This window comes from Sorangium sp. So ce385, assembly GCF_051474135.1.
GTDB lineage: Bacteria > Myxococcota_A > Polyangia > Polyangiales > Polyangiaceae > Sorangium > Sorangium cellulosum_D.
This window is the reverse complement of sequence record NZ_CP150337.1, coordinates 6,669,547-6,681,321: the sequence shown is the minus strand read 5'-3', so window position 1 is coordinate 6,681,321 and position 11,775 is coordinate 6,669,547. Positions and strand designations below refer to the sequence as shown.

General features: G+C 76.2%; 10 protein-coding genes. 2 read left to right on the top strand and 8 right to left on the bottom strand.

The window, feature by feature from the left end; all coding sequences use genetic code 11:
* Window positions 1-258 precede the first annotated feature (258 nt).
* From WME83_RS24395 to WME83_RS24375, 5 genes are all read right to left on the bottom strand, one after another.
* Complete coding sequence (locus WME83_RS24395) at window positions 259-1,113, bottom strand: formylglycine-generating enzyme family protein (RefSeq protein ID WP_437321677.1); 855 nt, start codon at window positions 1,111-1,113, stop codon at window positions 259-261.
* The gene (locus WME83_RS24390) at window positions 1,113-2,207 is read right to left on the bottom strand and encodes a hypothetical protein (protein WP_437321676.1); all 1,095 of its coding nucleotides are present in this window, start codon (window positions 2,205-2,207) and stop codon (window positions 1,113-1,115) included. The genes WME83_RS24395 and WME83_RS24390 overlap by 1 nt, the downstream gene beginning before the upstream one ends.
* A gap of 4 nt (window positions 2,208-2,211) precedes the next feature.
* Complete coding sequence (locus WME83_RS24385) at window positions 2,212-3,999, bottom strand: serine/threonine-protein kinase (RefSeq protein WP_437321675.1); 1,788 nt, start codon at window positions 3,997-3,999, stop codon at window positions 2,212-2,214.
* A 326-nt stretch (window positions 4,000-4,325) separates the two neighbouring features.
* The gene (locus tag WME83_RS24380) at window positions 4,326-4,805 is read right to left on the bottom strand and encodes a hypothetical protein (protein ID WP_437321674.1); all 480 of its coding nucleotides are present in this window, start codon (window positions 4,803-4,805) and stop codon (window positions 4,326-4,328) included.
* A gap of 336 nt (window positions 4,806-5,141) precedes the next feature.
* Complete coding sequence (locus tag WME83_RS24375; RefSeq protein ID WP_437321673.1) at window positions 5,142-5,537, bottom strand: VOC family protein; 396 nt, start codon at window positions 5,535-5,537, stop codon at window positions 5,142-5,144.
* Between the two features lie 276 nt (window positions 5,538-5,813).
* Between WME83_RS24375 and WME83_RS24370 the strand changes: the two genes are divergently transcribed.
* Complete coding sequence (locus WME83_RS24370; RefSeq protein ID WP_437321672.1) at window positions 5,814-6,785, top strand: hypothetical protein; 972 nt, start codon at window positions 5,814-5,816, stop codon at window positions 6,783-6,785.
* A gap of 67 nt (window positions 6,786-6,852) precedes the next feature.
* Here the strand turns inward: WME83_RS24370 and WME83_RS24365 are convergent, their stop codons facing one another.
* The 3 genes from WME83_RS24365 to WME83_RS24355 are packed head-to-tail and all read right to left on the bottom strand — an operon-like array spanning window position 6,853 to window position 10,445.
* On the bottom strand, window positions 6,853-7,824 hold the full coding sequence (locus tag WME83_RS24365; protein ID WP_437321671.1) for a formylglycine-generating enzyme family protein: 972 nt from the start codon (window positions 7,822-7,824) through the stop codon (window positions 6,853-6,855).
* A 6-nt stretch (window positions 7,825-7,830) separates the two neighbouring features.
* Window positions 7,831-8,463 (bottom strand): hypothetical protein, encoded by a 633-nt coding sequence (locus WME83_RS24360; protein ID WP_437321670.1) that lies wholly within the window; start codon window positions 8,461-8,463, stop codon window positions 7,831-7,833.
* The gene (locus WME83_RS24355) at window positions 8,460-10,445 is read right to left on the bottom strand and encodes a hypothetical protein (RefSeq protein ID WP_437321669.1); all 1,986 of its coding nucleotides are present in this window, start codon (window positions 10,443-10,445) and stop codon (window positions 8,460-8,462) included. Before WME83_RS24355 ends, WME83_RS24360 begins: the two co-directional genes overlap by 4 nt.
* A gap of 409 nt (window positions 10,446-10,854) precedes the next feature.
* Here WME83_RS24355 and WME83_RS24350 point away from each other — a divergent pair, with 409 nt between their 5' ends.
* Complete coding sequence (locus WME83_RS24350) at window positions 10,855-11,721, top strand: alpha/beta fold hydrolase (RefSeq protein WP_437321668.1); 867 nt, start codon at window positions 10,855-10,857, stop codon at window positions 11,719-11,721.
* Window positions 11,722-11,775: the final 54 nt, after the last annotated feature.

Here is an 11,775-nt window from a genome sequence, read left to right as displayed (position 1 = left end):
TTTATGCGCGCCGCCCGCCGCGGCTGACATCGCGAGCCGTCTCGTTCATCGCTCCCCGGCGGCCGCGCCGCTGCCGGCCCGAGGCGCCCCGTCGGAAGGGCGCTCCTCGGCGGGGTTGCGCTCGCAGGTGTCCTTCAGCCCCCCGATGCGCGCCCGCTCGAGGCGATCGGCGCGCGGGTCGCAGCCAGCGCGCTCCGTCGCTGCCTGAATCCGTTCCGCCGGGTCAGCGATCCCTGGCGGGGCTCCTCACGCGCGCTGCTACCCGCTGCAGCAGCGGAACCCGATCGTGTGATCCGTGTCGGCGCGCTCCCGCACGTCGCGCGCGTCGCACCGGAGCTCGTCGAGCGAGCCCCCGCTGTCGAACGCCCCGCCTCGCGTCCTGCAGAGGTCGCCCGGGCCGGTGTCGTCCGAGCACGCGTCTTCCCACTCGCGGACGTTGCCGCTCATGTGCTGCAGGCCGAAATAGCCGCCCTCGCACGCCATGCTGTCGTCATCGCCGACCGGCACCGTCGTCACCCCGTCGCCGTTGCAATGCTCGGTGTCGAAGTCACCGGTCGCGTGAGGGAGCGTGCCTCCGTGGCTGCACGCCTCGAACCACTCGCCCTGCGCCGTGTCGCCGCCGTACGGCAGCGGACCGCCGTGGAGCTCGCCGCAGAGGCGCTTGCCCAGGCTCTTGCAGTAAGCGCGGGCGTCGCACCAGTCGACGCAGGTGGCGGGGTGCCGGTCGTCCTCGCTGCGGGTCTGGCACACGTCGGGCGCGCCGGGCCCGGTGTCGAACGCGAAGCTGTCGTTGAACAGGCAGAACGGCTCCTGCGCGGCGACGTCCGGCTGCGTGGCGAGGAAGGCGCGGTAGGCGGCGTTCGATACCTCGGTCTGGTCGATGCAGAACGAGCTCTCGATCGTCACCATGCCGACGGGACACTGGCAGACGTCGGTGACGCACGAGGCCGTCGCGCAGTCGGCGTCGGCCTCGCAGGGCTGGCCGTACAGGCACGAGGCGTTCGCGGCGCCCGGCTCGCAGGTGAGGCCGTGCAGCGGGCGCACGAGCGTGCACGCCGAGGCGAGGGCGGCCGCGAGGGCGGCCGCGGCGGCGTGGGCCGGCCGGAGGCGCATCAGAAGGCCCCCTCGACGCCCGCGGCGGCGCCGGCGACGAACGGCCGCAGCGCCGGTCCGGGCGCGGCGACGCCGGCGTTCGGCGGCCTCGCCGCGGCCGGCCGCGTCAGGTAGAGCCACGTCGCGGCGCCGAGGGCGAGGACGCCCACGCCGAGGCCCACGTCGGCGACCGCGTGCTGGACGCGGATGGCGCGCACGTCGTCGCCGGGGCAGCGGGGGGCGCACGTGGCGCGCAGGTCGGCCTCGGCGCTCAGCGAGAGCGCGCCGGCGACGGCGAACACGGCGAGCCCCGCGGCGCCGAGGGCGCCGGAAGCCCACACGAGCCCGGGGACGGCGGGCTCCCCGGACGGGGTGGCCGGCGAGGCCGCCGGCGCGGGCGGCGCGGCTGGTGCGGATGGCGGCGCGGACGTCGGCGCCCGCGGGGCGGGGGGCGCGGCGGTCGAGGCGGGCGTCGGCGCGGCGGTCGAGGCGGGCGCCGGCGCGGCGGTCGAGGCGGGCGCCGGCGCGGCGGTCGAGGCGGGCGCCGGCGCGGCGGTCGAGGCGGGCGTCGGCGCGGCCGGCGGCGGCGGAGAGGCCGGCGCGCCGGCCGAGGAGGCGCCCAGGGTCACGGTGATGGGGCGGTTCTTCTCGCCCTCGCGGATCAGCACGCGCTCCTCGACGGCGGGCCCCGACGCGGGCTCGTACCGGAAGGTGTGCGGGCCGGGATCGACCGGCAGCGCCTTGCCGTCGAGCGCCGCGGCGAGGGGGCGCCCGTCCACGAGCACGCGCACGTCGAGCCGCTCCCGCCCGTGCGCGTCCCTCGCGGCGATGACCACGGTGGGCAGGCTCTTCTCGACCTCGGCGAGCCATGGCCCGCAGTCGGCCACGGCGGCCGCCGGGCAGGTGGGCTGCGAGCAGGCGATGAGCGCCTCCCGCGCGGCGAGGAGCTTGCCGTCGCGGCGGAGGCCCTGCGCGCGCTCGTAGGCGGCGGCGCACGCCCTCTTGTGAGGCTGGGCGTGGGCGCGGGCGCCGGTGAGGGCGAGCGCCGCGGCGACGGCGACGGAGAGGGCGAGCGGGCGCGCGGGTCGCGCGCGGGCGGGAGAGGGGGCGTTCATCGGGTCACATGCACTCGGGCTTGAGCCGGCGTATGCCGGCCTTGTCCACGGTGTAGGGCGGAGAGCAGCGCTGGGCGTCGGCGCCGGCCGGCCGCGGCGCGGGCGCAGGGGCGCGCGCGCCCGCGGCGGTGCGCGCCGGCTTGCGGGCGGACGCGGTCGCGGCGGCACCCGACGCCGGCGGCGTGCTCGCCGCGCTGCTCGGGCTCGGCGCCGGCGGCGTGGTCGCCGCGCTGCCCGGGCTCGGCGCCGGCGGCGGGAGGGGAGCGGCGGGCGTGGCGCTCGTGACGTCCGGCGGGCCGGGCGCCGGCTGGATCGAAGCCGGTGGCGCGCCCGACGCTCCGGCGCCGGCGGGCTGCTCCGCGGGCGTGTGGGCCGCGCTCGCTGCGTTCTCCGGCCCGGGCGTGCCGCGGCGCGCCCACTGGACGGCGAGCGCCGCGGCGCTGCCGAGGAGCACCGCGCCCAGCAGCGCGAGGACCGGCCGCGCGCGGCTCGACGTCGCGGCAGGCCGAACGTCGCGCGGCGCGCCGTCTCCCGGGGAGAGCGCCACGGAGAGCCCGCTGGACGTGGCGGACCCGGGCGGGGGCGCCGCCGCGAGCGCGACCGCATCGAGGGCGCTGGTCGGGATCGCGGGCGCGGTCTCGGCCAGCCCGCCTGCGCGCGGGCCCGTCGACCCGCGTTCGTCGCGCCCGCTCTGGAGGTCGCGCCCGCTCTGGAGGTCGCGCCCGCTCTGGAGGTCGCGCCCGCGCTCGCTGCCGGGCTCGCTCGACCCGCCGCGCGCTGGCGTCCCGGCGCCGGCCACCGCCGCGCTGCCGGGGGCTGCCGCCGAGGCGCCCTCGATCTCCGCGACGCGGGCCGCCCGCCGCGCGAGCGCGTCGCCGGCGAGCTCTTCCACCCACTCGCCCACCGCGCGCGGCGACGCGAGCGGGACCGCGTCCTCGACGGCGATCGCGAGCTCGCGGGCGGTCGGGTAGCGGCCCTCGGCGTTCCGCTCGAGCGCCCGGAGGACGATCGCGTCGAGGGCCGGCGGCACGTGCGCCGCGAGCGAGCTCGGGGGCGGGATCGGCCGCTCGAGCACGGCCCCGAGGATCGCGGCCTCGTCGCCCCCGTCGAACAGCCGCTGGCCCGCGAGCGCCTCCCAGAGGACCACGCCCGCCGCGAACACGTCGGTCCTCCGCGTCACCTCGCCGCAGAGGATCTGTTCGGGCGACATGTAAGCCAGCTTGCCTTTGATCTGCCCGCCGCGGGTGGTGCTGAGCCGCCCGCGCGCCTTGGCGATGCCGAAGTCGAGCAGCCGCGCCGTCCCGTCGACGCCGACGAGCACGTTCTCGGGCGAGACGTCCCGGTGCACGATGCCGAGCGGCTCGCCGGACTCGCTGCGCGCCTCGTGGGCCGCGTGCAGCCCGTGGAGCGCGCCGCACGCGATGCTCGCGACGACGGGGATCGGCGCCGGCGCGCCGCGGTCGCGCGCCGCCCGGAGCAGGCGCGCCAGCGACTCGCCCCGCACGTAGTCCATGACCAGGAACGCCTCGTCCTCGGCGATGAGGAGGTCGATCGTGGCGACCACGTTGGGGTGCTGGATGCGCGCGACGATGCGGGCCTCGTCGCGCAGGCTCTCGGCGATCTCGGGCGCCGCGGCGAGCTGGGGGTGCAGCCGCTTGATGGCCACGGTGCGCGCGAACCCCGCCTCGCCGACGAGCCGGCCGAGGTGCACGGACGCCATCCCGCCGGACGCAATCGGGCTGTAGAGCAGATACCGCCCGATTCGCCTCGGATGCGACGGCTCCGACCACATGCCGGGGCGATGATACACGAGCGCGCACGGCGCCGCCGCTCGCCAGGACGGCCGCGCCCGCCGATGCATCCGCGAGCCCTGCGGATCCGATCTCCTGGATCGAGCGCTCTCGCCCGCGGCGCTCGCCGCGAGGATCGAGGGGGTGGGGAGAAGGGGGGCGGTGAGCGCGCCTCCGGAGCCCGCCGAGGCGGGCCCGGAGGGCGCGCAGGGGGCAGGTGCCTGCGCGCGTGGAGCGCCGTGACGAACGACACGGATCGAGCCCGCGGACCCACGGCGCGAGGAGGCCATGGGCGCGCTCGGCGGCGCCGCGCGCAGGGCGGCTCGGGTCAAAAGGGGATGGTGATGTTCTGGTGAAACGTGAGCGTCACGACGCCGATGCCGGGGATGTACCTGGTCATGACCGGGCCCTGGCAGGCCATGTCCCAGGAGGTGTCGAACCTCCAGGGGAAATACCGGATGTGGAGGACGCCTGTCGGCGAGACGTCGATAGTGAGCTCATCGGCGCTCTCGGCGTCGAACTGCTGGTCCGGATCGGCGGCGGAGGTGCGATCGGAGAACAGCTGATCCGCGCGGCCGACGAGGGCGCCGCCGTCCGTTCTCTTGAGCCATCCTCTGGAGTGCGTCACCTGCCGGACGCCGTCGCGGTGGATCGTCATGTCGATCTCCCACCCCAGCTGGCCGTAGATCCGAGACACCCTGTCCTGGACGAGAGCGCGGCAGCTCTCGTCGGCGCGCGCGAGCGGCTCGAACGCCGCGGCGCCGGCGAGGAACGTGAACAGAGAGAGCAATGCAGTGCGAACGATCATGGGATCTCCTTTCGTCAATGGCATCGCGCGGCGAGGTCGGGGGGCGCATCCGCTCACGAGGATCTCACGTGCAGACGGGGAGCCGAGGAGACCATCGGTCTTTCAGCACGCCTGCCTGCCTTCGTGCTCGGAGCGGACCACCCGCCCGCGACATGCCCCCTGCGGCGCCCGCCAGGCGCTGAGGCCGGCGCTCCTCGCCGCGCGCTCCCTCTACGCGGGAGCGCCGGGCAGGTTTCGTCGATCGAGGTGAAGGTGGGGGCTGCCTGGCCGGCGCTGTCGGGCGTCTCGCCCGCGCTCGCCGCGCGGCTCGGCTCCGGTGCGGGCGGGCGGGGGACGTCAGCCCCGCAGGGACGTGCTCGGCTCGACGAAGCAGAGGCGGTAGCCGTCCGGGTCGGTGACGACGACCTCCCGCGTATGCCACGGCTGGTCGCGCGGGCCATCGACGGCGGCGCCGGCGGCCGCGGCGCGCGCGGCGATGGTCTCGATGCCGAGGTCGCCGGTCGCGCTGAAGCAGACGATGACGCCGAGGCCGCGCTGGCCGGCCAGCGCGACCCCCGGCGGCGTCGCCACGAGGAAGAGATCGGCATAGCGCGCCCAGCGCAGGTGAACGAACACCGGATCCTGGTGAACGCGGGTGAAGCCGAGGAGCTCGAAGAACGAGGCGGAGCGCTCCGCGTCGGCCACGAGGAGCTTGACGTAGGCGGGCATCACGTAGGGATCGTCGCTGTGCATGGTGGCTGGGCGCGAAGGTGCGCCGCGCGTGGCCGGAACGCAAGCCGCGCGGCTCGGGCGGCGCAGTCGTCCGCGGCTCGCGCCTTCGGCGCCCCCGGGCGCCAGACGGCCGTCCCGGCCCGGGCCGGCGCGCCAGACGCGGCCGAGCATCGGTGTCGAGCGAATGTGCGAATGAAATTGTAGGGTCTCCGTAATGCCCCCTCGACACCGCTCGTGACGACGCGCGCGATGCCGCAAAGTGTCCACTCGATCCCTGGTGTGGTATCGGCGGCAGTCATGCATTTCCGGCTTGATCAGCTCGCCAAGAACATCCTCCGGGACTTCTTCGTGCTCGTGGGCGCAGCCGAGACCGAGGTGGAGGTGCCGGCCGGGGACGCCCAGCGGATCGACGTCTGGCACGTGCCCGATCCGGCGCTGTTGCGCGCGCACCCCGAGATCGAGCCGGGCCTGCTCCGCTCGATGGCGGCCGAGGCGGGGATGGTGGAGGTGTTCAGCGCCGCGCCGGGCGCGGCCGAGCTCCACGGCTGCATGCGCAAGCGCTACCAGTGGCATCATACGCTCGAGCTGCGAGCGGAGCGCGCGCTCCAGCTGCCGTCGGCGTGGATCGTGAGCGCCGGGCGCCCGGACGGGGTGCTGCGCGACTTCGGTTTCGTGCAGGACGCCTCCGGGCTGGACGGCCTCTATGCGGGGCCGGCGCCGGGGTGGCGGATCCATGCGGTGGTGATCGCGGAGCTGCCGCGGGTGCGGGGGACGGTGCTGCTGCGCTTGCTCGGCGCGCCCCGGGTGCGCCGAGCGGCGCTGCGGGATCTCGCGGCGCTCCCCGGGGACGCGTGGGAGCGCCGGGTGGCGATGCCGTGGCTCGTTCGGTTAAGCTTCGAGGTGCCGGAGCAGCTCCTTCCAGGGCTGCCCTCCGAGGAGAGGGATTTCGTCATGGAAACCCGGGAATGGTTCGAACAGTTCACCGCGCGGAAGGTCGCGGCGGGGGTGGAAGCGGGGCTGAAGGAGGCGCTGCAGGAGGCGGTGAAGGAGGCCAAGAAGGAGGCGGAGAGGGAGGCGGAGCAGCGCGCGCGGCTCCGGTTGACGGCGCAGATGTGCGAGCTCCGGCTCGGCAGGCCGCTCACCGAGGCGGAGATCGCGGCCCTCGGGGAGCGGCTCGCCCGGCTGCAAGAGACCCGGGTGGCGGAGGTGTTGCTCTCGTCCTCGGCGGAAGTGCTGGCGACCTGGCTCGCCGATCCGAACGCGACGTAGCGCAACGGCGCCGGGCGACAGATCCGCCGGACCCGATGGACGCCGGCTGACGCGGCGCGATCTCGATCTACGGGGCCGCCTGCGCCGCCGGCTCGACGACGCAGCGGATGCCGAGGAACCCGCAGCGGTAGGTCGCCTCGAAGCCGCCGGGCCGCGCCGTCCTGACGAGCGGCGGGATGCCGTCGCGCCAGCTGCCGCCGCGGGCGACGCGCATCTTGCCCTTGCCGTCGTTGGCGCTCGTCGTCCACTCGAAGACGTTGCCGGCCAGGTCCTGGATGCCCTGGGGGCTGGCGCCGGCGGGGAAGCTCCCCACGTCGCACGCGGTCTTGCGCACCGCGCCGCCGCCGGACCAGCAGAGCTGATCCTTCGGGGCCTCGCCGCCCCACGGGTACGGCCGCGCCTCCTCGCCGCCGCGGGCCGCCCACTCCCACTCGTCGTCGCGCGGCAGCCGCTTGCCCTGGGCCGCGCAGTAGGCCTCGGCCTGCGCGAAGTCGACGCAGACCATCGGCTGCTTCTCCTTCCCGGCGACGCCGTACGTCGACGCCTCCTTGGCGCAATTCGCCAACGTATCCGTGCACTTGCCCGCCTTGACGCACGCGGCGTAGGCCTCGGCGGTCACCTCGGTCCTGTCCATGCAAAGGTCCGCCACGGTGGCCTTCACCTTCAGCGGGCCCATCACGAAGCTGCCGCCTGGGACCCGGGCCATGCCGTCCGGGCATCCGTCCGAGGGGGGCACCGCCGGGGCGGAGGCCTGCCCGCTGCCGGCCTGCGCCGCGGCCGTGTCGCCGCCGGCCTGCGCGACGGTCGCGCTGGCGCCGGCCGGCGCCGGGGCCGCGTCGGACCCGGGCTGGGGCGACGCCGGGGCGGTCGCCGCGCCGCCGGAGGCGCTCGCCGGCGTGGGCTGCGCAGCGGGTGAAGGCCCGGCGGGCCCGGCGGACGGGGGCGCCGGGGAGGCGCCGCACGCGGCGGCGAGGACGCCGCACGCGACGGCAGGGAAGAACAGCGCGGAGAGGACGAGGGGCGTGCTGTGGGATCGCATGGTGTCTCAGGAAGCGGTCACGGTCGGCGCCGGCTCGTCGTCGAGCCATTGCTCCTGGACGACGATCGCCGGCAACAAGGTGAACGGCCCGTCGTAGCCAGGGCCGAAGGTCAGGATCTGGATCACGCGCCGATCGCCGCGGCGGATCGGGAACATCACCTCGCCGCCGCGGGGGAGCTCGCTGCCGCCGCGGGGCGGATCGATCCAGAAGGCCACGCCCTCGGTCTTCCCGCCGAGGAGCGAGATGGCCGAGACGGTGAGCTCGGGGCAGCGGATGCGCAGCCACTCCCTCATCCGGTAGGCGCGGCAGCCCGCGGCCGCGGGGCCGGTGCGGGAGAGGCGGACGCGCGGCGCGGCCTTCCACTCGGCGGCCGTGGGCTGCTTCGACGGCTCGGCGGGGAACGGCTCGGCGTCGAGGGGCCGCTCCTCGCCGGCGTCGGTCGCTGCGGCCGACCGCGCGCCGTCCTGCTGCGCGCTCGCCGGGGCTGCGGCCGAGCGCGCGCCGTCCTGCTGCGCGCTCGCCGGGGCCGCGGTCGAGCGCGCGCCGTCCTGCTGCGCGCCGGAGGTGCCGGCCGCCGCGGCCAGGACGCCGGCCATGCCGGAGGCCATCCAGGCGAGCCACGCGAAGCGCAGCCTCATAGCGTCTCCAGGAACGCCACGAGCGCCGCCCGATCCTCGGGCGACAGGTGGCTGGTCTTGCCCATCCAGTCGGCGTTCTGCTCGATCAGCTCCGCCAGCGTGCCGGCCCGCCCGTCGTGCAGGTAGGGCGGCCGCCCGCCCACGAAGCGCAGCGACGGCGTCTTGTACTCGGGGCGCGGATCGTCGTCGTACCCCGGCAGCGGCGGCCGCTTCGGCATCGGGTACGCCGTGCGATCGGTGTAATCGCTCGCGGGCACGTGGCAGCGCGAGCACTTCGCCTCGTCGCTGTGGAAGATCTCCCGGCCGCGCTTCGCCCGCTGGTCGGGCGCCCCCTCGCCGCGCGGCGGCGTCACCAGGCCCCGGCGGAGGAACATCGCGAGGTACGTGGCCCTTGCCGCGAGCCCGGCCGGCGTGTGGTCGATCGGCAGCCCGCCCCAGCGGTGCAGCCCCATGCCCGTCTGGAGCCTGCCGACGAGATCCTCGCTCTCGCCGTGCCAGCCGTACGGCCCGGCCGCGCCGACGTTGCCGGCGAGCATCGGGGTGCGCCGCGGAAACCCCTTCCTCTTCGCGACCTCCGGGATGTTCTCCGGCCGGCCGACGAAGTTCGCGTGCTCGCCGTCGGCCGTGCTGAAGGTCGCCTCGCGCCAGACGTACCCGTCGTCGCGCCCGTCGGGGTGGCACCCCGCGCAGCCGAGATTGCCGCTCACCGTGCCGTCGAGCGCGTTGTAGAAGAGCCGGCGCCCCTTCGCGACCTCGGGGCCGAGCGGATCGTCGGCGAGGTGCACGAGCGCCGCCGGCCCCTCCGCCGCGGGCGTCGCGCCGGGCGCTCCCGTCGCGCCCGCGCCCGCCAGCGCCGCGCCCGCCGCCGGATCGTGCAGCCGGAGCGCCGCCACGTCGCCGGTCGAGCGGCAGAACACCCACGCCGTCGCCTCGTCCGCGGACAGCGCGAGCCCGGTCGGCGCGCCGCACGTGCCGGCCACGCGGATGTGCGGGTCGTAGCGACCGCCGACCGCGTAGCTCTTCACGATCGCGAGCGTCGGATCCACGGCCGTCGCGTCCACCTCGAGCACGAGGTCGTCGCCCTCGCCCGCGACGAGCAGCGTGCGCGCGCGCTTGCGGTAGACCGCGGCGCGCGGCTGGGTGACGGGCGTGACGCTCGCGCCCGGCAGGGTGATGACGCTCTCCGGCGTGATCACCTGCTCGGCGAACGCCGACCGGAGCACCGGCAGGTTGCCGTGGTGCTGCGGGGCGAGCGGCTCGTCCCGGCCGGTGATCAGCACGTCCACGGTCGCCGCGCCGAACCACGCGGCGTGGCCCATGGCGCCGAGCGCGTGCCGCGCCGCGAACAGCCGCCGCCCGTCCTCGGAGAGCGCCAGCGCATAGCCCAGCGACGCCGCGAGCCGCTCGCCCGACGGGGCGCGCAGCGGCGACGCGGGCAAGGCCACGCGCCGGACCCTCGGCGCCCCGCCGAGGTCGTCGATCCGCGTGAGATCCGCGCCGACGAGGTGGCTCACGTACGCGGCGCTGCCGTCGGGCAGCACGGCGACGCCCCGCGGCTCGCGCGCCACGTCGACCGTCCACCTCGCCCTCCCGGCCTCGAGGTCCACGGCCGAGACCTTGTGCGTCCACGCCGACGTCACGATCGCGGTCTTCTCGTCCGGCGTGACCGCGATGCCCCACGCGTCGGCGGGCAGCGGGACGCGGCCGACCTCGACGAGACCCGCCGACGCGTCCGGCCGGAAGATGAGCAGGAGCCCCGGGTCGCGGACCGTGGCGAGCACGCGCGCCTCGTGCCCGCCGCCCCCGCCGAGCGCGAGCACCTGCGCGGGCCGCCCCGGCGCGGGCACGCCTGCGCCGGGGCGCGCGGGATCGAGCGGCAGCGGCACGACGCGGACGACGCCGTGATCCTCGTCGGCCACGTAGAGCGCGTCCTCGCGCGCCGCGCGGGCGAGGGCGCCCCCCTCGCGGACCGGCGCGCGCACGGGCGCGGCGCCGGGCGGCGCCGGGGGCTCGGCCGGGGCGCCCGCGCTGCCGACCGGGGCGCCCGCGCTGCCGGCCGGGGCAGCGCCCGCGTCCGCGGCGGGGGCGGGGCCGCGGGAACAGGCGCTCGCTGCGAGCGCGAGGAGTGCGGCGAGAGAGCGTGTCGCGGGGCGGCGCAAAGGGCTCGCCGGATCTTCGCCCGCCCTCCGGTCCCGGGTCAACGGCCCGGCGGTGCGCCGCGGCACGCCGGCGCGTGGCCGATGCGCGGCATCGAGCGCGCGCCGCTTCCCCAGGGCGCCGGGGACGCCCCGCCCAGCCCAGACGAGCGACGTGAAGCGCTCGAGCGCCGCGACCGGCGATCTCCACGCGGCGTTTGCTCCGTGAGCTCGAGCGAGCTATCGCGGCCTGGGTATGGAATCAGCATCTCTGTCGGAACATGGCGGCTCGGACGGCGCCGACGCACCTCGGCTCATGGAGGTGAATGGCGCCCGGCTCGCCTATGCAGAGCAAGGGCAGGGCGCTCCGGTGGTGTTCTTGCACGGGGCGGCCTCGGATCATCGGATGTGGGACCGTCACCGCGCCATCGTGGGCCAGCGGTACCGGGCCATCGCTTACAGCCAGCGCTATTTCGGGACCGGCGCGTGGGACGCGAGCTGGCCCCCGCTCGGCGTGCAGACGCACGCGGACGATCTGACCGCGTTCCTCCGCGGCCTCGACGCGGGGCCCGTCCATCTCGTCGCGTGGTCCTATGCCGGTCACGTGGCCTTGACCGCGGCGCTGAGCCACCCCGAGCTGCTGAGGAGCGCTTTCATCTACGAGCCTGGGGTCCCCTCGTACGTCACCGATCCCGCCGAGCTGCGCGCGCTGGGGGACGACCTCAACGCCATGTTCGGCCCCGTCTTCGGGGCGGTCCAGCGCGGCGACAGCCGAGAGGCCTTGAGGCTCCTGCTCGACGGGTCGGGGCAGCGCCAGGGATATTTCGACGCTCAGCCCGCGGAGCGACAGGCCGTCAACCTGGACAACGCGCGGACGATGCCGCTCCTCCTCTCGCAGCCTCAGCCGCCAGCCATCACCTGCGGGCAGCTGGCGGGCCTGAAGATGCCGGTGACCGTCGCCCATGGCGAGCTGTCGCGGCCCGCGTTCAGCGTGGTCTCCCGCGCGGCGGCCCGCTGCATCCCCGGGCAGCACCTGGTGGTCCGCGGGGCCACCCACATGTGGCCCGAGGAGGACGCGCCGGCGTTCTGCGCAGCGGTGATGGGCTTCCTTCAGGATCGCTGATCGGCGCCTTGCGGCGCGCCCCCGCGGCAGGCGACCATGCCCGCTCCATCCCTG